This window comes from Streptomyces sp. NPDC104226 (genome assembly GCF_055584085.1).
In genome coordinates this window covers 80,915-107,734 of the sequence record NZ_JBVJMS010000018.1, presented here as the reverse complement: position 1 = coordinate 107,734, position 26,820 = coordinate 80,915, and the positions used below count along the sequence as shown (strand labels likewise).

The window sequence follows — 26,820 nt, the reverse complement described above, 5'->3', positions numbered from 1 at the left end:
GGGGCCTGCCGACATCACGAGTCTGCTCGCCGGAAGGATCGGCCACGGGCAGCAATCCCGGCCACGCGCCGCCGTACCGGCTGTCCGGCCTCCCCTGCCCGCGGCCCGCGCGGCTCTCCCCGTGCCCCCTGCCGGTCCGGCATCGGTGCCCTGGCTCGCCGGGCTGCCCGGTGAACTGCCGGTCACATGGGATGTGATCGAGTCCCTGCAGGCGGACGTCTCCCAGAAACTGACCGCGGAGGACCCCAACCGGCTTCTGGACGGAGATGATCGCCGTGCGCGAGCCCGTTCCCTGGTCAATGCGGCGGTCGCGCAGTGGGTGATCCTTTACGCGCAGGGCAACACCCCGCTCAGCGCCGACCAGGAACGCGCGATAAGCGATGCCGTCTTCGACTCCATGTTCCGTGGCGGGCGCCTGCAGTCCCTGCTGGACCAGGACGGCGTCGAGGACATCATGGTCGACGGCCTGAAAGCCCACATTGAGTACTTCGACCGGCCCCGCCAGACCATCGACAAGGTCGCCGACTCCCACGACGAGCTCATCGCCTGGGTCAACAGAATGGCGAGCTTGTCCGGGCACGGCGAGAGGTCGCTGTCCCAGTCCACGCCCTCGATCGGGTTCCGGATGCCGGACGGCTCCCGTGTCACCTCGAGCCTGCTCACGACCCGGCCTTCGGTGGCGATCCGCAAGCACCGCATCCGTGACCACGGCCTGGACGAGCTCCTGGAGATGGGCTCCATCAACCCGATTCTGCGCGCCTTCCTGGTCGCCTGTGTCCAGGCTGAGATGAACATTCTGGTCGTGGGCAGCATGGGAGCCGGCAAGACGAGCCTTCTGCGGGCCCTGGGACGGGAGATCCCGGAGGAGGAGCGGCTGGTCACCCTTGAGTCGGACCGCGAGCTCTATTTGGATGAGCCCGGTCCGGCCCACAAGCCCGGCCCTTTGACCTTCGCCTTCGAAGCCCGCCAGTCCAACGGTGAGATGCGCGGCGGCGAGAAGGCCGGCGAGATCACCATCGCCGACATGTTCGACACCGCGCTGCGCTACAACGCGACCCGGGTGATGGTCGGTGAGGTCCGCTCGAAGGAAATCCTCTCCATGCTCGACACCATGTCCGCGGGCGGCAAAAGCTCGATGTGTACCCTGCACGTGCGCAGGCCGCACGGCATCATCAGCCGCCTGGTCCAGCTGTGCACCAAGGCTGGCATGCAGACGGATGCGGCCCATCACCTCATCGCTTCCTCCGTCGACATCGTCGTGTACATCACCTACCTGGACGAGACCGCGCTCGGTGGCCGCAAGCACCGTTTCGTCTCCCACGTCGTGGAGATCCACGACGTCGTCGGTGAAGGCGGCCGCCCCACCATCACCGAGATTTTCGCGCCGCAGGGCACCGAGCGGCGGGCCGTCTACCGCAACATGCCCTCCTTCGTCGACGAGCTGGAACTCACCGGGAACTTCTACCGCCACTGGCTCACCCACGAGCACGAGAACGCCTGGGGCGCCCCCTTGGAGCTGGTACGCCGATGAAGACACCCCTCCGGGAGATCCGGTGAACTCCAACCAGCTCGCCCTCGTCGCAGCCTGCTGCGCCGCCGTCATGGTCCTCGCGCTCCTCGCAGCCGTCCGTGAACTGCGCGGCCGCACGGTGGACCCGGGCAAACCAGCGAGCCGTACGGCCGGGCGGATCCAGCGGGCCAAAGCCGAACTGCCGCAGTCCTGGCAGAACCGCTGGCGCCACCTGTGCACGGTGGCCGCCGCAGTGACGCTGGCCGTGTGGGCGTGGACGGGCTGGCCCGTCCACGGCCTCCTCGCCGGCGCCGCTGTCCTGGGCCTGCCCTACGTCCTGAACCCCGGTACAGCCGCCGTCCAGCGCATCGAACGCCTCGAAGCACTCGGCCAGTGGCTCAACCACCTAGCCGGAGTCCACCAGGCCGGCATCTCCCTGACCCAGACCATCCGGTCCTCCGCCAAGGCGGCCCCCACCCCGATCGCACCGAGCGTGCGGGCACTGGCGGAACGCCTTCGCTCCGGGCTGGACCCAGAGAGGGCCTTCGCCCTGCTCGCCGACGAACTTGCCGACGGCGTCAGCGACCACGTGGTGCTGCTGTTCCAGTCCCACGCCGTCTACAAGGGCCGCGGCCTGTCAGCGGCGCTGGAGTCCATGGCGGTCACCATCCACCAGCAGGCCGCGGACGCACGCGACATTGAGGCCGACCGTGCGAAGGTCCGCAAAAGCTCCCGCATGGTCTCCGTGGTCATCAGCGTGGTCGTCGTCGGCTGCATGCTCAACGACGCCTGGTCGGGCTGGTACCAGAGCCCGCTCGGGCAGATCATCCTCGCCGGCCTCGGCGGTCTGTTCGCCTACACGCTCCGCTGGCTGCGGAAGATCGCGCGGACCCAGCCCGATCCCCGCCTCATCGACCCGCTGCCCGCCGCCGCGCTCCCCCTGACCGGAGGCACCCGATGATCCCGCTGACCGCAGTTCTTCCCGCGGCCGCCTCCGGTCTGCTGATCGGCCTGGCCGTCCGCGCGCTCCTGCCGGCCCGCCAGAGTCTGGCCTCCACGCTCGACCGCCTGGACGTTGCCAAGACCGGTGCGCCGCGCATGGCGCCTACCACAACTCACGGCCCCGGGACGCTGCCAGAACGGGTCGGGGCCAAGCTCCTGGGCGAGTTCGGCGGGCGCCTCACACTGCCCGTCCGGGACCTGGCCCTGCTGAGCATCAGCCCGGCCGAGCACCTCGGCAAGCGTGCTCTGTTCGCGCTATACGGGCTGGTGGCGCCACAACTGCTGCAGGCTCTGCTCGCCCTTGCCGGCACCCCGCTGCCGTTCGCGCTGCCCGCGCTCGTCTCCCTGGCCTTCGCCGGTCTCTTCTGGATCTGGCCCGGCAGGGAAGTCGCCCGCGACGCCGCCGCCGCCCGTCTGGTCGTACGGTCCGCGGTCGCCTCCTACCTGGAACGCGTCGCGCTCGCCCGCATCGCCAACTCCGGCGCCGCTCAGGCCCTGACCCGAACCGCCGAGGTCGGCGACGGATTCATCTTCGTCCGCATGCGCCAGGTCTTCCACCAAGCCGACCTCGCCGGCGTCACCGTGTGGGATGCCCTCAAGCAGCTCGGCGACGAACTGGACATCCCTGAACTGACCCGCCCCGCCGACACCCTCGCCCTCGCTGGCGACGGCGCGGCCGTCTACACCACACTCCAGGCCCAGGCCCGCCAGCTGCGCATCGCGATGCTGTCGGACGCCAAGGCCCAGGCCAACGCGGCGAGCGCAGCGATGATCCTGCCGGTCACCTTCGGCGTCATCTTGATGCTCACCTTCGTGATGATCCCCATCACGATCACCATTCTCGGAAGCTGAACCAACCAGAGGGGGAACCCCACCCATGGACATCCAGAGCCTGACCGTATGGATCCGCAGCCACTACACGGCACTCCGCGCGGGCAGGGGTGACGCCGGCCAGACATCCACCGAGATGGCCTTGATTGCCGGAGCGCTGCTGGTCGGCGCCGGCCTGCTGGTGGTGGCCATCCGCACCAAGCTCCTGGAGAAGATCGGCGTCATCAGCGGCGGCTGACCAGCACTGACATCAAAGAGACGAGGGGAGGGCACGGATGAAAGGCCCCAGCGTGAAGCGTGGGTACGGGTGGCGCCGGCTTCGGGGCGACGGCGGCTTCGCCAGCGTCGAGTTCGCGGTCCTGGCCGTCGTCGTGCTCATGCTCATTTTCACCATCATCCAGGTCGGCCTGTACTTCCACGCCCGGAAAGTCGCGCAGTCCGCCGCCCGCCAGGGCGTCGAGGCAGGGCGGCAGTTCGGCGCCGGTCCGGGTGCGGGCGTCACCCAGGCGCAGACGTTCCTGGGCCGCTTCGGCGGCAGCGTCCAAGGTGCGAGCGTCTCCTCCGAGGGGAGTTCCACGGAGGAGGTCCGCATCACCGTGCGCGGCCGCGTCGCCACCCTGGTCCCCGGATTCACCCTGGATGTCGTCCAGTTTGCCGATGCCCCCATAGAACGCTGGACGGTGGCGCCATGAAGGTCCTGAGCTGGGTGCGGCTCCGCAGGGGGGAGGTGGGCGGCGACCGGGGCTCCTACGCCGTGGAAACGGCGGTGCTTGCACCGGTGATGATCTCCCTGCTCCTGCTGATGGTCGCCTTCGGCCGGGTGACGGATGCCGAGGGTGCCGTGGACGCGGCTGCGCGGGCCGCTGCCCGCGCAGCGTCGCTCGAACGGGACGCGGGTGAAGCACAGAGCCAGGGCCGGGCCGCGGCCGGCCGGAGTCTTGAGGGTGAGGGCATCACCTGTCAGGCGTCCAGCGTGAGCGTCGACACCTCGGGCTACGCGCTGGACGCTGGCGTCGCCGCGAACGTGACCGCGACGATCGCCTGTACAGCGAACCTGTCCGACATCGGACTTCCCGGCCTGCCCGGCTCCAAGACGCTCACCGCATCGTGGACCAGCCCCATTGACACGCACCGGGGGCGCCAATGATCCCGCTGGTTCACGGGCTGCGGAGCCGGATCGCGGCAGTCCTTGGTGCGCCTGACCGCGACCGCGGGTCGATGTCCGCGTTCTTCGCCGTGACCACGCTCGCGATCCTGATCGTTCTCGGTCTGCTCGTGGATGGCGGAGGCGCACTGAACGCTGCCAACCGTGCGACCTCCCTCGCGCAGGAAGCAGCCCGTACCGCAGGCCAGCAAATCGACCCTGCCCAGGCCATTGAGGGCACCGCAATCACCATCGATCCCGACGCCGCCGTCGGCGCTGCCCAGGACTACCTCGCCGCCGCCGGCGTCCAGGGCAGCGCCGAGATCACCGACGGCGGCCAGAGCCTCACCGTCACCGTCAACGCCTCGTACGCCACGCTCTTCGCTCAGCTTGTCGGACAGAGCTCTATCAGCGTCACCGGCACCGCGAAGGCACACCTGCAGACCCAACCTGGAGGCTGAGCCGCACCATGGCCCACCGCACCCCCGCTCCACTGCGCGTCCTCGGCCGCCTCCTCAAGGCCGTCCTGGGTCTCGTGGTCCTGGCTGCGCTCGTCGCCGGTATCCCGCTGCTCCTGCTGAACGTCGGCTACCAGCCGACCGAGCTGTCCGGCGGCTGGGACCTGCTGACCCGCCCAGACGACGGCACCCTGTTCCTCACTGCGCTGACCTGCATCGGCTGGGCGGCCTGGGCCTCGTTCGCTCTCTCCACCGCCGTCGAGCTCCTCGCCGTCCTGCGCCTCCAGAAGGCACCGAGGATCCGCGGGCTGGGCGGACTGCAGTCCCTGGCCGGGTTCCTGATCGGCTCGATCGTCCTGATCGGTCCAGCGGCCGCGGCCAGCGTCGCAGCCCCTGCGGCCGTCGCTGCGGCGAGCACCCTCCAGGTGAACGCCTCGAGCGGAGCGAGCACAGCCCCGACACCAGCGACCTCCGACAGCACCGCAGCGCCCGCGCCGACGCACACCGTGTCCTCTGCGACGGAGCTTCCGTGGGACCTGGCCGAGCAGTATCTCGGCGACGGAAAGCGCTGGAAGGACATCGCAGCCCTCAACCCGACGGTTCCCGAACTCGTCGCTGGCGACCAGTACCTCCCCCAAGGCGTGGTCCTCACCCTCCCCGCCGACGCCCACCCCACTGCGCCGACGGCCGACCACACTCCCCCGGCGCCCGGGGAGCAGGCGGCGTCCACTGTTGCCGATCCCGGCGCAGCCGCGCCGACCGGACCCACTACCGAGACGGTGCAGCCGGCTGACACCCTCTCGGACATCGCCGACCGCCACGGTGACGCGGACGACTGGCCCGCCCTCTTTGAAGCCAACCGAGGCAAGCCCCAGCCGGGCGGTGGCACCTTCACCAACCCCGACCTGATCTACCCCGGTCAGGTACTGGACCTTCCCCAGTCCTGGACCGCCACCCCGCCGCCCACCACGGCCGAAGTCCCCGCGGAGCCACCCGCAGCGGACAACGGCACGCACACCCCGAGTCCCGGTAGCGACGTGCCCGCGGACCAGGCGCAGCAGCCGGTACCGCCCTCGGCAACCCCTAGTCCCCCGCCGAGCAGCGCCGCGCCCAGCACACCGGCACCGGCCGCATCGACGACACCTACTGCTCCGCACCGTGAAACCTGGGAGGCAGCCGTGGCTGAGCATGAGGACTCGGACACCGCCCTGCCGGCCGCCGTGTTCATGGGGGCAGGGGCCCTGGCCGCGGCTCTGGTCGGGACCCTCACGGTCCGCCGGATCCTCCAGCAGCGCCGACGGCGACCAGGCCGACGCATCGCCATGCCCACGGGCCGCGCCGCCGAGACCGAGCAGCAGCTGCGCGCCGCGCAGCACCCCACCGGGTTCGCGCTCCTGGACCGGGCCCTGCGCAGCCTCGCCCTCAACCTCGCCGGAACCGGCCGCGACCTACCCGCGATCGAAGCGGTCGTGGTCCACGACACGAAGATCGAACTCCACCTCGGCCACGACAGCGCGCCGATGAAGCCCTTCACCGCAGCTGTCGCCCGCCAGAACCTGTGGACGTGCTCCGCGAGCAGCCCCCACCTGGCCGACGATGACGCGCTGAAGACTGCGGAGGTCCCTTACCCTGCGCTGGTCTCTCTGGGCTGGGACACTGCGGGTCACCTGGTCATGGTCGACCTCGAGCACATTGGCATCCTGCACCTCGGCGGGGACGCCGACTTCGCCCAGCACGTCCTGCAGGCCATCGCCGTCGAGCTGGCCAGCACTCCCCTGCCCGGACACCTGGAAGTCACCACGTACGCCGACACTGCGGCCGGCCTGGAGGCCGCTGTCCCTGAACGAGTCGTCCGAGCCAGCTCACTCAGCGAGGCTGCCGACGAGCTCGTCGACCACACGGCCGACCAGCGCCGTACCCTGGCCGCGCTCGGCGCGACCAGCCTGAGGGCGGCTCGCCTCCTGAACGACGGGGGCGACTCGTGGACCCCGCACATTCTCCTCGCCGAAGACCTGCCCCACGAGGATGTCCCCACCTTCCTGCTGGACGCTCTCACATCGACGCCGCGCGCTGCTGGCGCCTTCGTCTTCTCCGGCACCGGCGAGAGCGCCAGCGCCGGCTGGAGCCTGGACTGCCAGGGGCCCGACGGCATCGTCATGCTGCCGGGCTCCAACCTGCCAATCCGTCTGCAGGGACTGAACGCCGAGACCTTCGCCGACGCCATCGAACTACTCACCATCGCGGATACCGACACCGATGTTCCGGCCCCTGAGGGGACCAGGAGCGACGACGATGAGGACGATCTCGCCGGGATCGATATCGACGTCGCCCAGGGGCAGCCGGTTGGGCCCGAGCAGCCGAGTGAGGACGTTCACCTCGGTGCGGACCGCGACGGACTCCCCGACGAGTACGACGAGCCCATGCCTGACGACGCGATCAGCGCCAACGTGACGGAGGCCTCGGAGGACCAGCACGACTCCGACTCCACCGCTCCCGCGGCCAGCACTCCGCTCACACCCACCACCGGCGAGGCCGCCGGCAGTGGGGGACTGACTCTCGCCGACGTTCTCGCCGAGGACGACGCGCCCCCAACGAAGACCTTTGCCAGCACAACACCCGCCTGCTCCGCAGCCGGGCCGGCTGTCCACGTGACCATCCCGGAACCGGCACCACTGCCCCCGGAATCCTCGGACGCCCAAAGTGAAACCGGGGACGAGCCTGCGGAAACCGAGCCGGCTGGACCGGCAGCGCCTTCAGTGCTGCTCCTCGGGCCCGTCCTCATCGAAGGCGCGACGGGCCGGATCGACTCCAGCCGCCGCACCGTCAGCACCGAACTCATCGCCTACCTCGCCCTGAACACCGGTGTCGACCACCACGCCATCGACAACGCCCTGTGGCCCGGGCACCTCAGCAACCCGAGCATGCGCAGCGGCGCCGTCTCCCGCACCCGCTCCTGGCTCGGCAAAGACGCGGAAGGCAAACCCCACTTCCCCCTCGTCCAGGACACCGGCGACAGCCGATACCGCCTCGGACCCGCAGTCACCTGCGACTGGACCCGCTTCCAACGCCTTGCACACACCGGGCTGGCCCACCACGACGAAGACGGCGACCTCGCTCTGCGCCGCGCGCTCGCCCTCGTCCGCGGACGCCCCTTCGAAGGCACCAACCCCCGCCGCTACGCCTGGGCCGAGCCGGCGATCCAGGAGATGATCTCCACCATCACGGACGTCGCCTACGAGCTGTCCACCCGGCGCCGCGAAGTCGGCGACACGACAACCGCCCTTTGGGCCGCACGGCAAGGTCTCCTCGCCTGCGAGGAGAACGAGGTACTGCACCGCTGCCTCTTCCTCGCACACCACACCGCCGGTGACCTCACCGCGCTCCGCGACGCCGCCTCTCGCCTCGCGCACATCAACGAACAGCTCGGCGGAGACGGAGGCGTCGACATGGAGGCCGAGACCAGCCAGCTCCTCCAAGACCTTCTTCCCCGCCCCAACCCTGCTCGTCCGCGTTCGCGTCAGTCAGCGGCATCCGGCTCGGCATAGGACCCGCGACGGACGGTCCGCAACTCGCCCACCCGGTCCTCTCCAGTGAAGGCCGCGTGGCCGCCACGGCGAGGAGCAACGCGTCGTCGGACAATGCCCCGGCTTTAGGGGAAGGGCTCGACCATCCGGGAGGGGAGGCCGGGCCGTTGCCGTTTCCATTGGAAACGGCAGTCGGGTCAGTAGGGGACCCCGATGTGCGTGACCAGCCTTCTTCGGTGGCCGAATCGGTCATGACCAGTTGACCGACGAGGCGCAGATCGGTCACCGGTCACAGATCCGTGGTCGGCCCCTCCTGGCCGGGTATCGGTCACGGCATCGGTCAGCGGGTTACCGGTCACGGCATCGGTCAGCGGACCATCGGTCACCGGTCACCGGTCACCGGTCACGGCATCGGTCACCGGGCCATCGGTCACCGGTCACCGGTCACGCCTCCTCGCGAACAAATGGTGGCCGATGACCGGTCCGGTCATCGGCCCCTCTCGAAGCACCGGTCGATGAGCCGCTGACCCATCGGAGGCGGCGCGGCCCAAGACGGCCACGGCGGCGGGGGATCTGGTTCAGATGGAAGGCCATCGACGCCGGACGCTGAGGTCACCGGATACCGGAGAGCCCGGCCACCTAAGAGGAGGTGGCCGGGCTCATGGCGTTTCCATTGGAAACGGTGGTCAGCTCAGATCAGGGAATCCGATGTGCGTCATCAGCTTGCGGTAGTCGACAGCCGGTACTGAGTTGGGCAGGAGGATGGGCAGGGGGCAGCAGTCGTCGTACAGCTTCTTCGCGTCGGCGGAGTATCGGATGTACGGCGTGAGGATGTCGCCGTACAGCGATTCGGCGAGGGCCGTCGCCTTCCTGGCCGAGGCCTCGGTGTAGCTGGCGGTCGGGGTACCGGTGAGGATCAGGTGGGTGACCGTCGGGCGGCCGGGCACGGAGCGCCGGAGGCGGTTCTTCTCCCGGACGCGTTCCAGTTCCTCGAACAGCGGAACCAGGAGCTTGACGTCCTTCGGATCGGCGCGGACCGACGGGATGACCGAGTCGTCCTCGTCGAGCATGCGGATCACGGAGTAGACCATCTTGCCGTAGCTGGCAGGGAAGTCGAGCCAGAGGACGTCGTCCTCGTCGCCCTCGTAGCCGAGGAGGATCTCGGCGAACCAGTCCTGCCGGTCCGCGTCCTCGGCGATGGCGGTGTCCGCGGTGGACATTTCCTTGCAGCTGGGCACGATGCGCAGACCGGGGATGTAGGCGAAGGCGTCATCGTCGTATCCGTCGCCGATGCGGTAGCGGGCTGGCAGCGCCACCTCGTCCAGGGTCGCGGTTCCGTGGATGAGGTCGAGGACGGTCTTCCGTCCCTTCATGGCCTCTTCGTCGTAGCCGAGGATTGTGGTCGTGGACCGGTTGGCGTCGAAGTCGAAGATCGTGCCCTTGTACCCCCGAAGTGCCGCTTCGGTGGCCATCGATGTCGCACTGGTGGTCTTGGTGGAACCTCCGCACTCGAGGATGAATGCGTAGATCTTGGGATGGCGCCGCCCGCGGGGGCGGAAACGGGGCTCTACGATGCGCGTCACGCGGTCTCTCCTGTGGTGTCCAAGCCCAGTTCCTTCTTCTCCCACCCGGTGTCCGGGACGTACTGAGCGTGGTCCTGGAGGAGGCGGAGGTAGCCGACTTCGCGGCTGCCCCACGAGTGCCGGCGGGCGGCGGTGCGAAGCTCAGCGGCGGCAAGGGCGCTCGCGAAGGCGGCGAGCTTCTGCAGTTCGCCGTCGCCAGACTCCTGCACGGCGTTGAAGTAGGCGCCGGCGTTCTGGTCGTCGATGACGTGGCGCTCTGCCCGTCGAAGCCAGACCAGGGCCCGCTGCTGCGCAGCGGACTGCTGCTGCGGTGCCAGCAGGGCGCCCGTCATGGCCGCGAGGAGGAGCTTGGCGTCGCCGGCTTCGCCGGTGTCGACGGTCTCGATGAGGAGCTGACAGGCGGCATCCCGAGCTGCGGCCGCCGTACTGCGGTCTTGCTCGTACTGGTCAGCCGACGGCTTGGGCTCTTCCTTCTTCGGCGCCCGGGACTTGGCGGCACCGTTTCCATTGGAAACGGCCGTGGGCTCCGGTGCCGGACCGTTTCCAATGGAAACGACGTCATCGACAGCGGTCTCGTTTGCGGTGGGCACGTCCTGGGCCTGCCGCTGCCGCGCAAGGATCTGCGTCTGCGCCTCCAGCGGTCGCATGCCGCTTTGGACCAGGGTCACTGCCTCCCGCTGGTCCTCGGCGCTCATCTTCTGGAACTTCTCCGCAGAGCTGACGGCCAGGGTGCCGTCTCGCACCGCCCCCTGGACCTTCGGGTCCAGGGCGAGCAGCTGCACGCGCTTCCAGACAGTGCCCTTGGAGATGGCTCCCTTGGCGGTCTCCCCGACCTTCTGCGCGATCTGTTCGTACGACAGCCCACTGCTCCGTAGGGCCTCGTAGTGCTCAGCCTCTTCCAGAGGACTCAGCTGGGCGCGGCGGAGGTTCTCGATAAGGGTGATGAGCCGGGCATCCGTGACCCTGTCGTCCATCAGGACACTGGGAATCTTCTCCCAGCCCAGGGATCGGACCGCGCGCCACCGGTGCTCGCCGAAGAGGATGACGTGCGCGGCGGTGATCTTCTCTGCGGTCTCTGGGTAGTGCGTCAGCCAGACATCGGCGGGGATGTGCGCGATGTTCTGGAGGAGGCCGACTTCCTCGATCGTGGCCGCGAGCTCCTCGACACCTGACATGGCTCGCCGGTTGAAAGGGTTGGGGCAGAGGTCATCGGGGTGGAGCTCAACGGTGTCACCGCTGCGGTCCCTGCCGCCCCGATAGAACGTTTCCGCCTTAGGGGGCGTCGCGGGGGCGGGGTTGGTGCTCGTGCGCTTGGGCCTCGGGAGGGCGGCAGCCATAGATTCTCCAGGACGACATGCATGAAAGTACGGCCCGAGAGTAGCCGTTTCCACTGGAAACGCTTAGCCCCTCGCGCGTACCCGAGTATGGGCAGCCAAGGCGCTACTGCGCGCGGCGGTGGCGTTTCCAATGGAAACGACGGTCCCCCACCGGGATCTGACGGAGGGCCACGTTCGCTGCGGTTGCCTTGGTCTGGTTGCCGTTTCCATTGGAAACGGCAACGGACAGAATCTCAGAAATCTCACAAAACAGAAAAAGCCCTGCCTCCGGCTCGCGCCGGAGGCAGGGCTTGGGTGGTCGGGGCCAGCGTCAGGACTGCCACGCAACCGTGGCTCCAGACGTCGGTCATGTACTTGCGCCGGCAACAGCACTTGTCCGGAGTTCACCGGCGTCGCTCACGTACGGGGCGCTGTAGTTCTCGCGGTCGCCGAAGTCGAACTGTGCGCTCATCGCGATGACCGCGGCCCCGGGAATCACGGTGGCAGCCCGACCCTCCATCGTCGGACTCGAAGCAGTTCGGCTCGGATGGGGCTGGTGTCGTGTCGGGCCAGAGGTGGGGAGCAGGGTGAGGAGCGAGCAGGAATGACGAAGCGTCGCGAGCGTCCTGGGAAGGTCGTGCGCGGCGTTCCGTGTGTGCTGTGTCAGGGGGTAGGGATCACGGCCGCGTTGATGATGTCGGCGTGGTCGAACGCCAACTCCGGCAGGGCGGTCAGCGGCCACCAGCGCGCGTCGTGGGCGTCGTCTCCGGCATGGATCGGGGTGTCGTCGGGGACGACGACGGCGTAGGCGACGGTGACGTAGCGGCCACGGGGGTCACGGTCGGGCTGGTCGAAGGTGCCGATCTGGCGCAGGTCGCCAGCAGCTGCGTGGACACCGCACTCTTCTGCGAGTTCGCGAACGGCTGCGGCGCGGCTCGTTTCGAGGGTGTCGACATGGCCCCCCGGCAAGGCCCAAGATCCCTTGTGGGGCTCCCAGCCCCGTTCGATGAGCAGGACCGTGCCGTTCGGCGCAAGAGCGACGACGTCGGCGGTGTAGCGGATGCTCTCGGGCTCGGTCTCGGTCATGTTCGCCTCTCGGTTGGATGGGCTCTCGGGTGGTGGTGGTGGTGCTGGTGACCACGAGGAACTGATCGTGGTCAGGTCCCAGGTCCATCACGACGTGTGCATCGTGACCCTGGGCGCGCTGGGCGGCGGCGTACTGGTCACGGCCGCAGGTGAGGCAGCTGCTGGAGGACCTGGTCCACAAGGTCGCGGGTCGGCTTCCAGGCCGGGAGCGCCCCGCGGGCGGGCACGGGCAGCTGCAGGGGTTGGACGTCGGTGAGGACCAGGTGGTGGGCCTCGCGCTGCGCCCACGGACTGGTGCAGCGCTCGGGGCCGAGGTCCAGGTGGCAGTTGGTGAGCCTGGCGACGCCGATGACCGTACCGAGGTGGAGCGCGCGGCCGCGGATGGCACTGGTCACCAGCGGGTCGCGCAGCACGGAGGGTTCCGGCCGCGCCTTCCCGGCGTGGAGGAGGACCCAGCCCCTCCAGCTCCAGGGCTTGGGCCGGTTCTCCGTGCGCTTCCCGGCGAGGATGCAGGTCGCCCAGGGCTGGCGGATGGTCATGCCGCGGATCCAGTCGCCGCCCTCGAGGTCGGCGGCGTTCATGCGGCAGTCGTCGAGGGCCGGGCCGCCAGCGGATACCTCCTGCACGGCCAGGTCGTAGGCGTGGTGCGCGGCGGCCAGATCCTCGCCCGGTCCGGCGGCGTGGCCGGTGAGGACGTGCAGTCCTCGCCGGTCCTGGTCGGTTGTGTGGCGTATTGGGACGTCGATCTCATATCGGCGCAATGTCCACTCCTCTCTGTGTTGAGGGACCACCGCGACCGCCCCGGCCACCCACCGAATCGGGGAGGCCGGGGCGGCACGGAGCGTCCGTCAGGCAGCAGCCGGGGCCGGAGGGCGGGACGGGTCAGGCGCGATAGACGGACGGGCGGACTCCGGCACGCAGCTCGCGGATGAGCGAGCAGGGGCCCTTGGTGGCGCAGTACGCGCCGTCGGTGTCCGGCAGGGCGTTGCCCGTGGTGCCCCACATGTCGCGGGCGGCCGCGTTCACGGCTCGCAGCATGACGCCATTGTTGGGGCGGCAGGCGCTGCTCTTGTCGCCGACGCCGTGCCGGTGGGCGCTGATGATGTGCTGGCGGGCCTGGCGGGCGGCCCAGCGGCGGCTGTCGGGGCCGGTGTTCTCGTGCACGTGCCCGCTGTCGTGGAAGGTGTCCAGGTGGCAGGCGGTGCAGTGGTAGGTGACCAGCTGCTGCGCGGTACCGCCACGGCTCCAGGTGCCCTCGAACTCGAAGACGACGACCTCGGCGCCCGGGGCCTCGGTGTGCGCGAAGGCGGTGACCAGGCCGACGCCGTCCGCGATGCCGCCACGGGCCTGCACGTTCCAGAAGGTGCGGGGGAGGAAGGTGTCCCAGCCCTTGCCGTGGGGCCACTGGGCGTACATGACGCCCTGCGAGGCGTCGAAGGTCGCCGTGCCGTCGGCGGTGTCGCGCTGGTACTGCTCGATCTGGGCGATCGACCCGAAGTACGTGGCGGAGAACTCCTCGGACTCCAGGAAGACCAGCCCGTACCCCTCGGGGCGGGTGTCGTGGCCGCCTTCCGTCAGCATCTCCACCATGTCCTCGTAGCCGGGGTTTCCGGGGACGATGGTGGCGACCAGCGGCAGCCGGTACCGGTCGCAGCTGGTGACGTGGGACGGGTTGGTGGCGCTGACGTGGTGCGCGGTGCCGTATGTGTTCGTGATCGTGATGCTCATGGATGGGTGTCCTTCCCGGGGTAACAGCGGGGTGCCTGGCTTGGCCGGGCCGTGGCCGGTTGGGGTGTCCGGCGAAGCGCCGGCGGTGCGGCTGACGCGCGGACCGCGTCCGTGTACGGCGCTTTCAGGTCTTTGCGGACCGCGTAGTTGTCGCCTGGAGGGCGTAATCGTCGGCCTCCAAGTCAGTAGTCGAGCCGGATGGTGATGGGGATGCGGCGGTCGCCGTAGTCACGGCGGGGGTCGTGGACGGTGAGACGGTGCGCAGCGAGGCCGGCGGCCCCGCCCTGTACTGGCGTGGTGCACTCCCCGCACCGCCACCACCATTCGTCCCCGGCGGGAAGTTCGGCGGGGGTGAGGGGTGAGGGTGCGGGCCGTCGGCGGCACGGGTCACGGCCGGGACCCGCGGATGTAGTCGATGGCGGAGGCGACGTGGGTGTTGGCCATGAGGCTGCCGCCGGTGTCGATCCGGTCCCGCAGCTCGTCGAGCCGCGCCCACGACACCGTGAGCTGCTGCGCGAGCCACGCCTCGTCGCTGGTGGCGTCTTCGCTGAGGCGGGCTTCGATCGCGGCGAGGCGTTCGGTGTCCTGGCGGCCCGCGTCCAGGAAGGTGTCGGCCCGGCTGAGCTCGTCGGCCGTGAACGCCTCCCTCAGGCGCCGGGCTTCGTCGGTCGGCGGGTCGTCGTCGTAGGCGGCGAGACCGCGCAGGTGGACCGCGAGGCGGGCCAGTTCCCAGTCGCTCCGGCCCGGCGCGCGGCTTTCCGCGAGGAAGGTCATCGAGCGCTCCCTGCGGTCTCGTGGAACGCGGCGGCGTGGTCGTCGGGCTCCTGGTCGACATCCACGGAGCCGCCGTGGACGGTGCAGAAGGTTTCCGGAATCAGTCCGGTGATGCTGGTGTGCGCGGTCAGGAGATCGGTCACGTTGTGGACGGCCTGCCACGCAGGAGCGCTGCAGTCCTCCTCGTACGGGCAGCCGACCAGGAGGTCGAAGCCGAGGTCGCCTTCGCCGTCGACGTCGGTGCGCAGGGCGAGGACGAGGCGGTCGGGGCCGAGGCGGATCTCGCCGACGCGGTCGCCGCCGGCGAGCTGGGAGCCCTCTCGCCACTGCCACAGGGGGAGCACCTCCGTGCCGAAGAAGCGGCGTACGAGGAGCAGGTCGCCCAGGCCGGTGTGGCCGTCCCAGCCGAGGTCTGCGCGGCGGGTGTCGCTGGCGTGCTTCAGGAGCGGGGCCAGGCGGTGGATGTTGTCGGCGAAGACGACGTGGTCGAAGCCCTCGGCGAGCAGGCCGGGGAAGGCGGCGACGGCTTCGGCGTGCTGGCGTCGTACGACTTCATCGGGCACGGCGCGGGCCGGGTCGCGGTCGGCCTGGCGCTCCACACACACGGAGACCGGGGTGGAGACCAGGAGGGCGACGGTGGGCACGCCGTAGGAACGCGCGACTTCGAGAAGGCCGGCCCGCACGTGCTCCTCGGTGTTGGTGGCGTCGATGACCGTGGTGCGCTTGCGGACGAGACGAGCCTCGAGCACGGCGTGCAGGATGTTCGCCGCGGACAGGGTGGCCGACTGGTCACCGGCGCAGTCCGCCACCATGGCCCTGAACTGGTCGAGCTCCAGGACCTGCGTGGACGGCCAGGTGCTCGCCAGAACCGACTTGCCGGCGCCCGCGGCCCCGATCAAGAGGATCAGTGCCGGTTCGGGGATGGTCGTGTCGAGCGGCTGCATGGTGCCCTCGAGCGTGGTCTTCACGAGCGTTCTCCTTGCGGGTAGAGGGTCCGGGCGGCCCAGAACAGGCGCGCACCGGCGTCCTGGGTGATCACGGCAAGCGGAGTGGTGCAGGTAGTGGGAGCCGTCACCACCGCAGTCGGGCTGGACCTGCTCGGCGCGGCGCGCGGCGACGGTGACCGGCTGCGCGAGGGCCTGGCTGAGGCGCGGGCGGGTCGGAGTCGTCCTCGATGAGCTCGTGCAGGATCACGGCGAGCTCCGCTTGGTCGACGTCGCGTCGGCGACGTCGAGCAGGTTCGGCTGGAGAGCCAGGCAGGCGATTCCCGAGGCATGGACCCGGCCCAGCCGGCGGTCGGCACGAGTCACCGGTGGCCGCTGTTGCGCAGGGTGATGAAGGTGGTGACCAGGGCGGCGGCCACGCCGATTGCGCGGTGGGCCGCCTCGTCGAGCTCCATCAGGGCTGTGCCCGGACCGGACACGTCCTGCACCGGCGCGGGGTAGGCGGTGCCTTCGCCGCCGGCCTTGCGGACGACGGTGGCGTGCTGGACGTACCCGGTCTTGCCGGTCCACTTGGCGAGCCAGAGGAGAGGTTCGCGCCTGTCCAGAACGGCATGGGTGATCGCGTTGATGGCGGCGCCGGTCAGGAGCGCGGCCGCGGGGATCCGGTAGCCCAGGGTGCGGGTGACGGCGAGGGTGGAGGCGAGCTGTACGGCGGAGTAGCTGGCGACGTGCCGGCTCACCGAGCGCCTGCCGTACGCGCTGGCGGTGCAGGTGCGGCCCTCGGCCCCGTGCCGCCATGGGTCCTCGGTGACCAGGGAGCCGTCGCTCTTGTAGACCAGGTGGGAGCCGTGCATGCCCTTGGTCGAAGCATCGTGCGAAATTTGCACCCAGTGGTCCCCCAGCCCGTGGACTCCGTCGAAGACGGCGGTCAGGGCGGCGACCAGGGCGATGCCCTCGATGGCGTGTAAGCGGTCGGTCATGCTGGCGGTACTCCTCATCTCGTAGGCGGTTGCTCTGGGGCGGCCAGGTTCGATGCCTGCGGCCGCCCGGACGTTCAGCGGTCGGCCGCGTGGACGGTGGTGGCGCGGACGGTGTCTGCGAGGATCACGGTCAGCTCGTGGCCGTGATCGACGGCGTCCTCCAGGCGCTCGATGAGTTCCATGGGTAGACCTTGGTCGCGGGCTCCGGCCAGGACGCCTTCGAGGTAGAGGACGTCGGCGAGGATCCGGCCGCGGACGTCCAGGACGCCGGGCTGTACGTGCAGGGCGTCGGTGTTCTTCTCGGTGGCCTGGGCCGCGTGGTCGGTGGCTTCGGCGTACGCGGTCTCGGTCTGCTCGGTCAGCAGCGCGTCGATGTGGGTGGTGTCGTCGTAGGCGCGGCGCCATCCGAAGCGGGTGGCGGCGGCTTCCATGAGTGATCGGCGGGCGAGGGGCACGGTGGCCTCCAGGAGGGCCGGGCGCCCGGTCTCGGTTGACCGGACGGACACCGCACGGTCCCGGCCGCTGCGTGCGGCGGGCGGGAGCGTACGGAGTCCGAGCGCTCAGTTCGGGCAGGGATCAGCCGGTCGTCTCGATGAGGGTGTGCGGGTCGGTGCGGTGGGGGCAGTGCTCCCAGGGCACGATCTCGCCGATGGAGCCGATGGAGTGGAGGCAGCCGAAGCACTGGTCGCCGATCGGGGCGTCGAAGCAGATCAGCAGGTCGATGTCGGCGGCTCCGTCGTGCCGTTCGTGTAGACCATCGCCGTGGGGGCAGTCGCCGGTTCCGGCCTCCGAGAAGAAGGGCACCGGCCGGTGCTCGGCCTCGGTAGGGCCACGGCTCGGTCCGGGTCTTGAGGGCAGGTCTGGGCTCGGGGTGGTGGGCTGGTGATCGGGCATGCTGGAGGTGCTCCTCATCTCGAGGCCTGGGGTGTGGAGTGCATGGGGTGGCCGACCATTTAGCCGATGCTGCGGCCGTCCCGTGAGTTCCACTGCCCCGGCCTGGTTCCGGCCGGGGCAGTGGTGTCTAGAAGGGCGGCTCGTCCCAGGCCGGGATGGGCAGGAGCCGGATGCGGAGCTCGCGGCGGGCCGACCAGCAGCCGCATGCCTCCATTTCGGGGAAGGCGCCACCGGTCCACCAGCCGCCCTCGCCGTGGCAGTGCGGGCAGTTCGGCCGGGGCTGGGCGGTGACCTTGATGAGGTGCCGGTCGGCGTGGAGCTTGAGGTGGCCGGCCCTGAGTGTGGCGGCGGCCGTCGCCGCGGTGAGCGGTACGGCGGCGGCGAGCACCAGGGCGGTGCGCAGTGGCGGGCGGTCACCTCAGGGGGATGGCGCGGCAGGCGGTGGCGTGGCTGTTGGCCTCCGGCCGGATGCGGAACAGGTAGCCCTCTTCCTCGCGGGCGGAGGTGTCGCCGCAGCCGAGGCAGTTCCAGCGGATGTTCTCGGCGTGCTGGCCGTGGCCGGTGACGTCGACGTAGCTGCCGCCAGTCGTGACGAAGCGGATCAGCAGGTTCTTGGGTCGGTCGGGTTCGGTGAAGGCGGAGGCGCGGACGGCGGTGTTCATGGGCAGGTCCTCTCGGGTCAGGCGGCCAGCAGGTGCTTGGCCGGGCCAGCAAAGTAGGAGCTGGGGTCGGCCGGTGTACCGTCGTGGCACTCCAAGCACGAGCCGATGGTCTTTAGCGGTAGGCAGAACACGTACCGTCGGCCACAGGCGGGCATGGGACACGTTTGCCGAGCGGCCATCGCACGGTCCAGCGCCCACTCCTGGGAGAGCGACGGGATGCGCTTGGGCACTGCCAGGTCGACGCGGAGCAGGAAGCCGCGGTTGGGGTGACGGCAGGACCACTGGGGGCGGGTCGCGCACAGCCTGCAGCGCAGGATCGCGACCGGGCCCTCGTTGCTGCCGGGGCTCAGTTGCATCTCCCGTAACTGCCTTCGGGTCACGAGCCCTTCGGGCACCGTGCCGCGATCGAACTCCGGCAGCGCCGCGTCACTGCGCAGCACCCGGGTCACCTCGCGGCGGCGACGCCTCTTTCGACGGCGCGGCATCACCGGCGCCAGGTGCCGGGCAGCCGGGCGGGGCGATACGGGTAGAGGGGGCCGGGGCGCTGGGGGCGGGGCCGGCCGATCCGGCGGCGCGGGCGGGGAATGAGCACGAGCGGTTCCTCCAGTCGTCGGTGGGGCGGTACTCGGATCAGGTGGTGATGCGGGCGATCTGCGCGGCCTGGGCACCGGTGAGGGTGAAATCGGGGGCGGCGAGGAGCGCTTCTGCGACGGCGGTGATGCGGTCCCACTCGCCGTCGACACGGTGCTGGGCTGTGGCCATGACGTGGTCCCAGGCCAGCCCGCCGCCGGGGGCCGGGCCGGTCTCGCTGACCCGGACGCCTGCGGCGGCGAGGACGCTGAGCGCCATCTCCTTGTCGTGGACGCCCACGGTGAGGCGGGCCGTCTCCGGGGTGAGGCGGCCGGACTCGGCGAGCTGGTGGAGGTCGGCGGCCTCACCGGCGGCTCCGCACACCACCGCGACGTCCAGGTAGCTGCCGAACGACCGGGCCCAGGTGGTGGCGCCGGTCCAGCCGGTGACGCCGTCGCGGGTGATGGGGTGGACCCGGACGCGCTCGCACGTGAAGCCGACCAGCTGGCTGAGCACGACGTGGCCTACCTCGTGGAAGGCGAGCTCCCGCTGGATCAGCGGGAGCGGGGTGAACTGGTAGCTCGCGTGCCGGTAGGGCGTGTGCTGGTCGAGCTCGTACATCGCGTCCTTCTCCAGATCCGGTCGACGGTCAGCGCTGCGCCCCGGCGACGTCGTGCTGGTGTCGGCGGGGCGCAGCAGGCGGGGTGGTGCGTGCGGCCGGGCGGCCTGTCCAGTCCTCGCCGCCCGCGGGGCGGGTGGGCGAGGGCCAGGCAGGGCGTCGGGTCAGCGGGCGGCGCGGGTGCGGAGCAGGCGGGCGGCCCAGGCCCTCAGCCGGTCGAGGCGGGTGGGGTGGGTGTGCCGCCGGGCGGTGTCGAACAAGCCGTCGTTGGTCGGGAAGGACCGGCGCTCGCCGCAGGTGCAGGTCCAGGCGTACGGCACGGGGCGGGTGTCGTCGAGGGTGGCGGTGACCTTGGCCGGGGCGCCGTCGTGGCGTCCGTGGAAGGTGCCAGCCCAGAGTTCGTTCTTCAGCTTCATCGGGGTGCCTCTCGGGTTCGGTGGCGGGCTGTGGTCAGCGCTTCTGGAGGGGGTGCACGTTGTCGGGGGCGTCGTCTTCGTCGTCCGGCGCGGCCGCGGCGGCCGGGGCCGGGAGGTGGATGTGCGGCTCGATCTGGTGTCCCGCGTTGTGGATGTGGGTGAAGAACGCCGGGCGCAGGGTCAGGCCGCGCAGCGCGAATGCGGAGGCGGTGGTCCAGGCGAGGACGGCGAGCCCGGTGGCGATGGTGCGGCCTTCGTCGGGAGCGGCGTCCCAGACCATGGCGATGCTGGCCGCGCCCCACGCGGTCCAGGTGAGGCGGGCGCCGCTGCTGCGGGCGAACCCGCCGATCAGGCCGAAGAGTCCGACGAGCTGCCAGACGGTGTAGACGGTGGAGGCGCTGATCGTCAGCGCGGGGGAGTGCGCGGCGATGTACGTGCGGATCGGCTGGTCGATCACGGCGAAGACGCCGGTGGAGGTGTCGGTGCCGACCTGGACGCGGGGCGCGGCCGTCAGCAGGGTGTGCAGCATGGTGGCCAGGGCGTCGGTCGCGCCGTTCAGCAGCAGGATGACGAAGGAGATCCCGGCGAGTCCGAGGAGCGCCTTGAGCCAGTTGGCCATGCCGTGCCAGCCGAGGGCCGGGGCCTGGCGCAGGTCCTCCCAGCGGTCGTGCAGGACGCCGCCGTCGTCCCAGGCGTCGGCCCACCAGATGCGCAGGGCGTGCGTGCGCTTCGGCTTGTCCTCGAGTTCTTCGAGCAGCAGGGGCGCGGCCGCGGGCAGACCGTGGCCGGCGGCCGGGGACTGCTGACGCGGGCCGGGGATGTTCGGGGTGCGGTCGTTGTGGTCGGCCATGATCGGCTTCTCCTTCAAGAGCGGTGACGGCGAGTACGGATGGGCATGGCTCTGTTGCCGGGCCCGGTGGTGGGCCAGGCTGGGCGCAGGCCAGGGAGCAGCGAGGGGGCGCGATGGCAGTCGAGTTCGATTCGGTGATCGCCGACGGGGTGATCTATCCGGCGTTCACGGACGACGACGGTGTGCTGTGGATCGACGACGAGGACGACTACGAGGTCGTCGTCGACCACGCGGTCGTCGACGGGGTGATCTATCCGGCGGAGGTCGATGAGTACGGCCGCCTGCTGATCTACCTGGACGACGACTGAGCGCGCGGGCTGCTCCGGCGGCCTGCCCCGTACTCGATCCCGGCCCGGACGTGGGTGGGGTTCGAGTACGACGCAGGGTGCCGGGTCAGTGGTGGATGTCGTTGCGGGTGCGGGCGAAGAACATGCCGCGCGTGGTGCTGTTGCTGGTGATGTCGGTCCGCATGGTGACCGGGCCCTCGTAGACGTTGACGGTCTTGGTGACGGCGGAGCGGGCGCGGTTGATCGCGCCGCCGATCGCGGTGGCGGCCATGGCCAGGCCCGCGAACGGCAGGGTGACCATCAGGACCCCGGCGAGGCTGACGGAGGCCAGGCCCTGCAGGACAAGCCAGGCGCCGCAGCCGATGCCGGTGATGCCAGCGCCGACGCCGATGCTCGCGACCGCGATCCCGGCCGCCCAGGCCGGGACGATCCGCTCGTCGGGCTGCGGCACCGGCGGGGTGTCGCCGTAGGCGGGCACGGGGGAGTGGTCGCGGTACGACGTCGGGAAGTGGCCGGGCTGCTCGGTGCGGAAGCTCGCGTCCATGATCCGCTTGGCTTCGGCGGCGGCCTCGGCGTCAGACATCTGGCGGCCGGCGGTGGGGTGGAAGTCCATCGTGCTTCTCCGTTCGGGTACGGCCGCGCCCTCCCGGCCGGGGCGGCGGGGAGGGTGCGAGGGGTGGGGGAGCGGGGCGGGCTACTGCCGGTGGGCGGCGGCCTCGAACGCGGCGAGCGTCGGGTACTGCAGCCGCAGGGTGGCCCGCGGTCCGGTCTTCGGCTCGGGCTGCTCCTGGACGCCGTTCTTGCGTCCGGCGAGCAGCAGCTGGTTCAGCAGGCGGCGGGCCTCGGGGTCGTTGGCGAGGAGGGTGTCGGCTTCGTCGACGACGAACAGGGGGCGGTTCATGGCGGGGCTCCGATCGGTTCGTTGGGCGGGGTTATCCGAGGGTGCCGAGCCATCCGGCGATGCCGCTGATCGTGCTGTTGATGGCGGGCGCAATGCCGGTGGAGGCGAGGGAGAAGCCGAACAGGGCGGCGGCGAGCGCGGGCCACAGCCGCAGGTAGCCGGTGCGGACCAGGACCACGACGAGGATTCCGGCGAAGACGACCAGGGAGACGGTCAGCGCCACAGCGGGCGGGGAGGCCGGCGGCCGGGCGCGGGCGTAGTGCCCGGCCCGGCCGGGCGGTGGGAGTGAGGGGGTCAGCTCCTGATCGCGGTCAGGGTGTTGCGGACGCTGCCGAGCTTGACCTCGCGGCCGCCGTCGGCGTTGACGAGCTCCAGGATCTGGAGGGCGTCCAGCGGGTCGTCGTGCGCGTCCAGGACGGACTGGATGCGGTCGCGCAGCGTGCGGGCCTTCGGCTTGGCCGCGGCGGCCGGGACCGGCGAGGGGGCCGCCTTGGCCCCTCCGCCGCTCTTCTTCTTGCCGCCCCCGCCGCCGCCTTCGCCGTCCTCGTCTTCCTCGGGCTCGGGGAAGACGGCCCGGTACGCCTCCATGCCGTCCAGGCGCTGGCAGTAGGCGTCCCCGATCAGGGCCCAGGCGTCTTCCTCGATCTCGGGCGGGGCGCCGGGGCCGTAGAGTTCGAGGACCTCCGGGTCCAGGCCCTCGGTGGGTGTGGCCGAGCCGATGTTCCAGAACCGCATCTTGGACGTCGGGTAGCGGCCGTTGACGTTGTAGGCGGTGCCCTGGGTGCCGGGCAGGTCGCTGTCGTCGTGCTCCTCGTCGAACTGCGACACGAGGTCGACCTCGCCCGCGTACTTCGGGATCGGCGCAAGGACCTGCCCGGCGGGCAGCAGTCCGTCGGTCACCAGCTGCTTCATCATCGAGGAGGTCCAGCGGAGCAGGACCACCTCGCCCTCCTTCAACATCGCTCGGAGGGTGTCGCTGCCGCCCATCTCCTCGAGGTGGCCGGCCTGCGCGAACAGGCCGATGCCGACGCCGAGGGAGCGGCCGGTGCGGCCGATGTCCTTGATGTAGAAGGTGGCCTCGTCCCGGTAGGGCGCGCCCTTCTCCAGGAGGCGGTTGGCCTCGTCGATGATCTGGTAGATCAGCGGGTCGGGCCGGTCGCGCAGGAACTTGGAGCGGCCCAGGCGGGCGTAGCGCTCCTGGCGGTCCATCATGGTCAGCCACGTCGTGCGCAGCTGCGCCATCGTGCCTTCCTGCGTGGTGACCCGCCAGGCCACGTTGCCGTCCAGGCCGGGCCCGGCCTGCCCGAAGGCTTCCGGTGCGGACTGGCCGCCTTTGAGGTCGGCGTACAGGACAGCGATCCCGGAGCGCTTCATCGCGGCGAGGATGATCTGCCCGGCGGTGGACTTGCCCGCGCCGGTGGTGCCGAACAGCAGCAGGCGCTGCGCGGAGCCGGACGCCGGGTCGTACAGGCGCAGCAGGGAGGGCCGGCCGTTGTGGTAGCGACCGATCCAGATGCGGCCGCGGGCGTCCATGACCAGCATCTCGGGGTCCGCGAGGATGACGCGGGCCAGCGGGTCGTGCGGGTAGATGGTGACCAGGGCCTTGGTGCCCATGACGCTGGTCTCCACCGCGAGCCGGTTGACGTCCGAGATGTTCAGCGCCGCGGCGAGGCGCTGCGGGTGGTAGGTGATGATGTCGCCGGGCTCGGCCGCTTCCACGGTGAGCTCGTAGATCCTGCTCATGCTCCGAGCTCCTTGGTCTCCTCGTCGGGGATGTCGACGGTGCGGATCGCGGTGATGACGGTGGAGGGCATGCCCTTGGGGGCGATGAGCTTCTCCCAGGCGGTGTAGAGGTCCATGGCCTCCTCGGGGGCCTGGCCGACGGTGAGGCGCCGCACCCCTGCGCCCTGGCGGGGCACGGGGGTGATGGCGATCTCGTCCTCGGGCCAGTTGATGGCCGCGGACAGCTCCAGCAGGTCGATCTTCGGGACCGGCTTGCCGGGCAGGGTGGAGCGGATGACGGCGGTCATCGACTGCTCTCCGGTGCGTTCGATCTGCTCCAGCACCGTGTTCGGGGCGGCGCCGCCCTCGATGGCGACATGCTGCGCCCAGAACACGGCCTGCGGGTGCTGGGGGCCGGCGGGGGCGTCGTCCTGGACCAGGCGCTCGCGGGTCTGCTCGATCGCCTCGGGGGTGAGGGACTTCTCGCGGCCGACCAGGATGCGGGCCACGCGGGCCGGGCGTACGTACAGGACGGCGGCGGTCCATCCGGCGTCGGCGAGGAGCTCCCAGTACCAGTCGATGCCGGGGATGATCCGCTGCGCGGTGAGCAGGACGGCCATGGAGACGGAGGGGGCCATGTAGAGGCCCATGGCGGTGTTGCCCGCGGTGTCCCGTCGGAGGGTGAGGGACCAGGCGGCGCCCCAGCCGGCGCAGCCGAGGGCGGCCAGGACGGAGGGGGCGTAGAGGTCGTGGGTGAAGGCGCCGGTGACGAGCGCGCCGGTGCCGGCCACGGTGGCGACGCGGCCGACGGCGTTGCGGGCCAGGGCGAAGCGGCTGCGCAGGGGTCCGAGGCGGATCATCGGTGAGCTCTCCTTGTCAGGGCATAGGGAAGGGCGGCGAACCCGTCGTGGGGTTCGCCGCCCCTCGTGCTGGTGCGGAGCGGGGGGGTCGGTCAGGTGCGGTTGCCGCGGAGGTAGTCGAGGTCGACGCGCTCGTCGATGCCGCGGCCGGTGCCGGAGGTGTGCTGGTCGGCGCAGTCCCCGGACCAGGTCTGGTGCGGGTAGCAGGTGGTGCGGTCGGTGGCGGTCAGGCCGCCGCCGGCCTCCGCCTGGTCCTCGCGGCTGAGGGCGTTGGTCAGCTTCCGGTTGCTCATCGGGTTCTCCTCTTCGGCTGGGCGGGTCAGCGGTTGCTGTAGAAGGTGCGGTCGGCCATCTCGATGCCGTCGGGCATGTTGTTGGCGGCGTCCGCGACGGAGCCGTAGTCGGCGATGTGCCCGTCGGCGGTCTCGTGGAAAAGCGTGCTCATCTCCTCGCACTCCACCGCCATGGCCTCCGCCTCATCGCGGCAGGAGCGCATCACGGTCGCCGCTTCGCGGTGCTCGTTGACGGTGGACTGGTCGACGCTGAGGGCGGCGGCCTGGTCGGCGAGCCGGTCGACCGACTTCGCGCAGTCCTCCACGTACTTGAACGTGGAGCGGACCTGGTGGGACAGGCCCGCCATGGTGGCGCTGGCGGCGGTGAGCTGCGCGACGACGATGCCGAAGCGGACGGCGCCGACGATGGCGGAGCCGGTCGCGCGGAGGACTCCGCCGACGACCGGGACGAGATCGGACATGGTCGGTTCTCCTATTCGACGTGGTAGTCGCGCTCGGCGGGGGCGGCGTGTCCGGCGTCGCGGACGGCGTCGGCGAGCGGCTTGTGGCGGCGCTCGGCGTTCTCGCCGGCGCTCGCGATGGCCTCGGAGGCGGCGGGCAGCTTCGCGGCCAGGGCCTCGGCCTTCGCCTTCACGCTGACGGCCTTCTCGGCGAGGATCAGGACCCAGCCCTCCAGGACGCCGGGCACCTTGAGGTCCACGATCTTCGCGTGCAGGGCCTCCAGCCGCGTCATCATCTTCTCGCAGCCGTCGGCGGCGGCGATGGCCTCGTCGACGCCCGCCATGATCTCCTCGGCCATGTCGGCGTCGGATTCGATGACGTCGTAGATCGTCAGGTCGCTGTCCGCGTACTGGGTGTTCGGTGCCTTCATCGGGACGGGCACGGTCACTACGGTTCCTCCCTTTCTTGCTGCGGGAATCGCTCCGGCGGGGGTCCCGGCGCGGCGTCGGGCCTCGCGCTGGCGTGCCTCCCAGACCTGGCCGCCGGCCTGTTCGACGGTGATGGTCGTGCCCTCGGCGTAGCCCCAGCCCGGGGGCGGCCCGAACCCTCCGGCCGGTGCCGATGCCGGGTCCGGGCCGGCCGTCGTCGCCGAGCTGGTGGAGCTGGACGGGTCCGGGTTCCCGGAGCGGCGCGCTCCCGCCCGCTCCCACCAGCCGCGCACCGAACGGCGCCGGTCGCCCTTCTTCTTGGCGGCCGGGCCTGTCGGCTTCGGCCTGGTCGTACCCGTGCTGCCGGTGGGACCGGCGGCCGGGCCCGGTCCGGGCTTCCGGGGCTTCTTGGTGAGCCGGACCTTCTTGCGGAGGTTCACCTTCGGGCCCTTGCCGGCCGCCGTGGTGGGGGCGGGCTTGGGCTTCTTCGTCAGGTCAACCTTGGGCGTCGCCGTGGCGCCCGCTGTGGTCGTGCTGGGCTTGGGCTTCTTGGTCAGGTCGACCTTCGGAGCGGCCGTCGGGGTGGCGGGGGTCGCCTTGGGCTTCTTGCCGTTGAGGATGCGGCCGACCGCCCGGTGCCGCAGTGCACCGCGGATCGTTGTCGGTGTCGCCGCCGCTGCCGTGCCGGTGGTTCCCTTGGGCTTCTTGGTCAGGTCGACCTTCGGCGCTGCCGGATCGGGCTTGGGCTTCTTGCCGTTGAGAATCCGACCGACCGTGCGGTGGCGCAGCGCGCCCCGGATCGTCGCCGGTGTCGCTGACGATCCCGCGCCCTTGAGGTCGACCGGCTTGCGGCCGGTCGGTGTCCAGGAGCCGGTGGTGATCCGGTCGGCGACCCGGGCCCGCGCGGCGTCCCGGACCTTGGGGCCGCTGTCCGTCTTGGTCGTGCCCGTCGTCCCCTTGCTGTCCTTGCCCTTGCCGTCCGTGGGGGTCGGGGTCT

33 protein-coding genes are annotated in these 26,820 nt (G+C 70.7%); 9 read left to right on the top strand and 24 right to left on the bottom strand.

From position 1 onward, the window contains the following. The first annotated feature begins 121 nt into the window (after window positions 1-121). From ACZ60J_RS38645 to ACZ60J_RS38610, 8 genes are all read left to right on the top strand, one after another. Window positions 122-1,531, top strand: a complete 1,410-nt coding sequence (locus ACZ60J_RS38645; RefSeq protein WP_469688855.1) for a CpaF family protein — start codon at window positions 122-124, stop codon at window positions 1,529-1,531. A 22-nt stretch (window positions 1,532-1,553) separates the two neighbouring features. After that, window positions 1,554-2,471 (top strand): type II secretion system F family protein, encoded by a 918-nt coding sequence (locus ACZ60J_RS38640; protein ID WP_469688854.1) that lies wholly within the window; start codon window positions 1,554-1,556, stop codon window positions 2,469-2,471. Next, window positions 2,468-3,364, top strand: coding sequence for a type II secretion system F family protein (locus ACZ60J_RS38635; RefSeq protein WP_469688853.1), 897 nt, complete (start codon window positions 2,468-2,470; stop codon window positions 3,362-3,364). The genes ACZ60J_RS38640 and ACZ60J_RS38635 overlap by 4 nt, the downstream gene beginning before the upstream one ends. A 25-nt stretch (window positions 3,365-3,389) precedes the next feature. Further along, on the top strand, window positions 3,390-3,581 hold the full coding sequence (locus ACZ60J_RS38630; protein WP_469688852.1) for a hypothetical protein: 192 nt from the start codon (window positions 3,390-3,392) through the stop codon (window positions 3,579-3,581). 37 nt (window positions 3,582-3,618) lie between these two features. Beyond that, window positions 3,619-4,035 (top strand): TadE family protein, encoded by a 417-nt coding sequence (locus ACZ60J_RS38625; RefSeq protein ID WP_469688851.1) that lies wholly within the window; start codon window positions 3,619-3,621, stop codon window positions 4,033-4,035. After that, window positions 4,032-4,490: a TadE/TadG family type IV pilus assembly protein gene (locus tag ACZ60J_RS38620; protein ID WP_469688850.1), complete on the top strand. Its 459-nt coding sequence runs from the start codon at window positions 4,032-4,034 to the stop codon at window positions 4,488-4,490. Before ACZ60J_RS38625 ends, ACZ60J_RS38620 begins: the two co-directional genes overlap by 4 nt. Window positions 4,491-4,561: 71 nt before the next feature. Then, window positions 4,562-4,948, top strand: a complete 387-nt coding sequence (locus tag ACZ60J_RS38615; protein WP_469688849.1) for a pilus assembly protein TadG-related protein — start codon at window positions 4,562-4,564, stop codon at window positions 4,946-4,948. A gap of 8 nt (window positions 4,949-4,956) precedes the next feature. Next, window positions 4,957-8,490 carry a LysM peptidoglycan-binding domain-containing protein gene (locus tag ACZ60J_RS38610; protein WP_469688848.1) on the top strand — a complete coding sequence of 1,178 codons (3,534 nt, stop codon included), beginning with the start codon at window positions 4,957-4,959 and terminating at the stop codon, window positions 8,488-8,490. 665 nt (window positions 8,491-9,155) lie between these two features. Here ACZ60J_RS38610 and ACZ60J_RS38605 read toward each other — a convergent pair. The 16 genes from ACZ60J_RS38605 to ACZ60J_RS38530 all read right to left on the bottom strand — a co-directional run bounded on the left by ACZ60J_RS38605 (window position 9,156) and on the right by ACZ60J_RS38530 (window position 20,891). Beyond that, window positions 9,156-10,052: a ParA family protein gene (locus ACZ60J_RS38605; RefSeq protein WP_469688847.1), complete on the bottom strand. Its 897-nt coding sequence runs from the start codon at window positions 10,050-10,052 to the stop codon at window positions 9,156-9,158. Continuing rightward, on the bottom strand, window positions 10,049-11,389 hold the full coding sequence (locus tag ACZ60J_RS38600; RefSeq protein ID WP_469688846.1) for a ParB/RepB/Spo0J family partition protein: 1,341 nt from the start codon (window positions 11,387-11,389) through the stop codon (window positions 10,049-10,051). The genes ACZ60J_RS38605 and ACZ60J_RS38600 overlap by 4 nt, the downstream gene beginning before the upstream one ends. Window positions 11,390-12,031: 642 nt before the next feature. Further along, window positions 12,032-12,454, bottom strand: coding sequence for an NUDIX domain-containing protein (locus tag ACZ60J_RS38595; RefSeq protein ID WP_469688845.1), 423 nt, complete (start codon window positions 12,452-12,454; stop codon window positions 12,032-12,034). Between the two features lie 137 nt (window positions 12,455-12,591). Next, complete coding sequence (locus ACZ60J_RS38590; RefSeq protein ID WP_469688869.1) at window positions 12,592-13,035, bottom strand: ASCH domain-containing protein; 444 nt, start codon at window positions 13,033-13,035, stop codon at window positions 12,592-12,594. Between the two features lie 301 nt (window positions 13,036-13,336). After that, window positions 13,337-14,182, bottom strand: a complete 846-nt coding sequence (locus ACZ60J_RS38585) for a hypothetical protein (RefSeq protein ID WP_469688844.1) — start codon at window positions 14,180-14,182, stop codon at window positions 13,337-13,339. A gap of 387 nt (window positions 14,183-14,569) precedes the next feature. Further along, window positions 14,570-14,956: a hypothetical protein gene (locus ACZ60J_RS38580; protein ID WP_469688843.1), complete on the bottom strand. Its 387-nt coding sequence runs from the start codon at window positions 14,954-14,956 to the stop codon at window positions 14,570-14,572. Beyond that, on the bottom strand, window positions 14,953-15,924 hold the full coding sequence (locus tag ACZ60J_RS38575) for an AAA family ATPase (protein ID WP_469688842.1): 972 nt from the start codon (window positions 15,922-15,924) through the stop codon (window positions 14,953-14,955). Before ACZ60J_RS38575 ends, ACZ60J_RS38580 begins: the two co-directional genes overlap by 4 nt. Before the next feature lie 338 nt (window positions 15,925-16,262). Further along, complete coding sequence (locus tag ACZ60J_RS38570; protein WP_469688841.1) at window positions 16,263-16,880, bottom strand: hypothetical protein; 618 nt, start codon at window positions 16,878-16,880, stop codon at window positions 16,263-16,265. Between the two features lie 74 nt (window positions 16,881-16,954). Beyond that, entirely contained in the window at window positions 16,955-17,386 is a 432-nt protein-coding gene (locus tag ACZ60J_RS38565; protein WP_469688840.1) for a hypothetical protein, read from the bottom strand. A 70-nt stretch (window positions 17,387-17,456) separates the two neighbouring features. Continuing rightward, complete coding sequence (locus ACZ60J_RS38560) at window positions 17,457-17,684, bottom strand: hypothetical protein (protein WP_469688839.1); 228 nt, start codon at window positions 17,682-17,684, stop codon at window positions 17,457-17,459. Window positions 17,685-17,901: 217 nt separating this feature from the next. Continuing rightward, a complete protein-coding gene (locus ACZ60J_RS38555; protein ID WP_469688838.1) occupies window positions 17,902-18,162 on the bottom strand; it encodes a hypothetical protein in 261 nt (86 codons plus the stop codon). A 25-nt stretch (window positions 18,163-18,187) separates the two neighbouring features. Further along, entirely contained in the window at window positions 18,188-18,436 is a 249-nt protein-coding gene (locus ACZ60J_RS38550; protein WP_469688837.1) for a hypothetical protein, read from the bottom strand. A gap of 17 nt (window positions 18,437-18,453) precedes the next feature. Continuing rightward, entirely contained in the window at window positions 18,454-18,921 is a 468-nt protein-coding gene (locus ACZ60J_RS38545) for an RRQRL motif-containing zinc-binding protein (protein ID WP_469688836.1), read from the bottom strand. 145 nt (window positions 18,922-19,066) lie between these two features. Further along, window positions 19,067-19,627 (bottom strand): hypothetical protein, encoded by a 561-nt coding sequence (locus tag ACZ60J_RS38540; protein WP_469688835.1) that lies wholly within the window; start codon window positions 19,625-19,627, stop codon window positions 19,067-19,069. Window positions 19,628-19,789: 162 nt separating this feature from the next. Beyond that, on the bottom strand, window positions 19,790-20,041 hold the full coding sequence (locus ACZ60J_RS38535) for a hypothetical protein (protein ID WP_469688834.1): 252 nt from the start codon (window positions 20,039-20,041) through the stop codon (window positions 19,790-19,792). Window positions 20,042-20,075: 34 nt separating this feature from the next. Continuing rightward, the gene (locus ACZ60J_RS38530) at window positions 20,076-20,891 is read right to left on the bottom strand and encodes a hypothetical protein (RefSeq protein ID WP_469688833.1); all 816 of its coding nucleotides are present in this window, start codon (window positions 20,889-20,891) and stop codon (window positions 20,076-20,078) included. 113 nt (window positions 20,892-21,004) lie between these two features. On the opposite strand from ACZ60J_RS38530, the gene ACZ60J_RS38525 reads away from it, so the two are divergent. Beyond that, a complete protein-coding gene (locus ACZ60J_RS38525) occupies window positions 21,005-21,199 on the top strand; it encodes a hypothetical protein (RefSeq protein ID WP_469688832.1) in 195 nt (64 codons plus the stop codon). A gap of 85 nt (window positions 21,200-21,284) precedes the next feature. Here the strand turns inward: ACZ60J_RS38525 and ACZ60J_RS38520 are convergent, their stop codons facing one another. From ACZ60J_RS38520 to ACZ60J_RS38485, 8 genes are all read right to left on the bottom strand, one after another. Beyond that, window positions 21,285-21,791 (bottom strand): hypothetical protein, encoded by a 507-nt coding sequence (locus ACZ60J_RS38520; protein WP_469688831.1) that lies wholly within the window; start codon window positions 21,789-21,791, stop codon window positions 21,285-21,287. Between the two features lie 81 nt (window positions 21,792-21,872). After that, window positions 21,873-22,079, bottom strand: a complete 207-nt coding sequence (locus ACZ60J_RS38515) for a hypothetical protein (RefSeq protein ID WP_469688830.1) — start codon at window positions 22,077-22,079, stop codon at window positions 21,873-21,875. A gap of 31 nt (window positions 22,080-22,110) precedes the next feature. Further along, window positions 22,111-22,302 carry a hypothetical protein gene (locus ACZ60J_RS38510; protein WP_469688829.1) on the bottom strand — a complete coding sequence of 64 codons (192 nt, stop codon included), beginning with the start codon at window positions 22,300-22,302 and terminating at the stop codon, window positions 22,111-22,113. 71 nt (window positions 22,303-22,373) lie between these two features. Beyond that, a complete protein-coding gene (locus tag ACZ60J_RS38505; protein ID WP_469688828.1) occupies window positions 22,374-23,822 on the bottom strand; it encodes an ATP-binding protein in 1,449 nt (482 codons plus the stop codon). Continuing rightward, window positions 23,819-24,661: a hypothetical protein gene (locus tag ACZ60J_RS38500; protein ID WP_469688827.1), complete on the bottom strand. Its 843-nt coding sequence runs from the start codon at window positions 24,659-24,661 to the stop codon at window positions 23,819-23,821. Before ACZ60J_RS38500 ends, ACZ60J_RS38505 begins: the two co-directional genes overlap by 4 nt. A gap of 92 nt (window positions 24,662-24,753) precedes the next feature. Then, the gene (locus tag ACZ60J_RS38495) at window positions 24,754-24,954 is read right to left on the bottom strand and encodes a hypothetical protein (RefSeq protein WP_469688826.1); all 201 of its coding nucleotides are present in this window, start codon (window positions 24,952-24,954) and stop codon (window positions 24,754-24,756) included. Between the two features lie 26 nt (window positions 24,955-24,980). Further along, entirely contained in the window at window positions 24,981-25,415 is a 435-nt protein-coding gene (locus tag ACZ60J_RS38490) for a hypothetical protein (protein WP_469688825.1), read from the bottom strand. An 11-nt stretch (window positions 25,416-25,426) separates the two neighbouring features. After that, window positions 25,427-26,820: hypothetical protein (locus ACZ60J_RS38485; RefSeq protein WP_469688824.1), on the bottom strand; the 1,394-nt coding region annotated here is incomplete at its 5' end.

Bases quoted from the DNA above. Each gene is read 5' to 3' on its own strand.
- ACZ60J_RS38635 (WP_469688853.1), top strand. From the start codon at position 2,468: ATGATCCCGCTGACCGCAGTTCTTCCCGCGGCCGCCTCCGGTCTGCTG.
- ACZ60J_RS38630 (WP_469688852.1), top strand. From the start codon at position 3,390: ATGGACATCCAGAGCCTGACCGTATGGATCCGCAGCCACTACACGGCA.
- ACZ60J_RS38625 (WP_469688851.1), top strand. From the start codon at position 3,619: ATGAAAGGCCCCAGCGTGAAGCGTGGGTACGGGTGGCGCCGGCTTCGG.
- ACZ60J_RS38620 (WP_469688850.1), top strand. From the start codon at position 4,032: ATGAAGGTCCTGAGCTGGGTGCGGCTCCGCAGGGGGGAGGTGGGCGGC.
- ACZ60J_RS38615 (WP_469688849.1), top strand. From the start codon at position 4,562: ATGTCCGCGTTCTTCGCCGTGACCACGCTCGCGATCCTGATCGTTCTC.
- ACZ60J_RS38610 (WP_469688848.1), top strand. From the start codon at position 4,957: ATGGCCCACCGCACCCCCGCTCCACTGCGCGTCCTCGGCCGCCTCCTC.
- ACZ60J_RS38600 (WP_469688846.1), bottom strand. From the start codon at position 11,389: ATGGCTGCCGCCCTCCCGAGGCCCAAGCGCACGAGCACCAACCCCGCC.
- ACZ60J_RS38595 (WP_469688845.1), bottom strand. From the start codon at position 12,454: ATGACCGAGACCGAGCCCGAGAGCATCCGCTACACCGCCGACGTCGTC.
- ACZ60J_RS38590 (WP_469688869.1), bottom strand. From the start codon at position 13,035: ATGAACGCCGCCGACCTCGAGGGCGGCGACTGGATCCGCGGCATGACC.
- ACZ60J_RS38585 (WP_469688844.1), bottom strand. From the start codon at position 14,182: ATGAGCATCACGATCACGAACACATACGGCACCGCGCACCACGTCAGC.
- ACZ60J_RS38580 (WP_469688843.1), bottom strand. From the start codon at position 14,956: ATGACCTTCCTCGCGGAAAGCCGCGCGCCGGGCCGGAGCGACTGGGAA.
- ACZ60J_RS38570 (WP_469688841.1), bottom strand. From the start codon at position 16,880: ATGACCGACCGCTTACACGCCATCGAGGGCATCGCCCTGGTCGCCGCC.
- ACZ60J_RS38550 (WP_469688837.1), bottom strand. From the start codon at position 18,436: ATGAACACCGCCGTCCGCGCCTCCGCCTTCACCGAACCCGACCGACCC.
- ACZ60J_RS38545 (WP_469688836.1), bottom strand. From the start codon at position 18,921: ATGCCGCGCCGTCGAAAGAGGCGTCGCCGCCGCGAGGTGACCCGGGTG.
- ACZ60J_RS38540 (WP_469688835.1), bottom strand. From the start codon at position 19,627: ATGTACGAGCTCGACCAGCACACGCCCTACCGGCACGCGAGCTACCAG.
- ACZ60J_RS38535 (WP_469688834.1), bottom strand. From the start codon at position 20,041: ATGAAGCTGAAGAACGAACTCTGGGCTGGCACCTTCCACGGACGCCAC.
- ACZ60J_RS38530 (WP_469688833.1), bottom strand. From the start codon at position 20,891: ATGGCCGACCACAACGACCGCACCCCGAACATCCCCGGCCCGCGTCAG.
- ACZ60J_RS38525 (WP_469688832.1), top strand. From the start codon at position 21,005: ATGGCAGTCGAGTTCGATTCGGTGATCGCCGACGGGGTGATCTATCCG.
- ACZ60J_RS38520 (WP_469688831.1), bottom strand. From the start codon at position 21,791: ATGGACTTCCACCCCACCGCCGGCCGCCAGATGTCTGACGCCGAGGCC.
- ACZ60J_RS38515 (WP_469688830.1), bottom strand. From the start codon at position 22,079: ATGAACCGCCCCCTGTTCGTCGTCGACGAAGCCGACACCCTCCTCGCC.
- ACZ60J_RS38505 (WP_469688828.1), bottom strand. From the start codon at position 23,822: ATGAGCAGGATCTACGAGCTCACCGTGGAAGCGGCCGAGCCCGGCGAC.
- ACZ60J_RS38500 (WP_469688827.1), bottom strand. From the start codon at position 24,661: ATGATCCGCCTCGGACCCCTGCGCAGCCGCTTCGCCCTGGCCCGCAAC.
- ACZ60J_RS38495 (WP_469688826.1), bottom strand. From the start codon at position 24,954: ATGAGCAACCGGAAGCTGACCAACGCCCTCAGCCGCGAGGACCAGGCG.
- ACZ60J_RS38490 (WP_469688825.1), bottom strand. From the start codon at position 25,415: ATGTCCGATCTCGTCCCGGTCGTCGGCGGAGTCCTCCGCGCGACCGGC.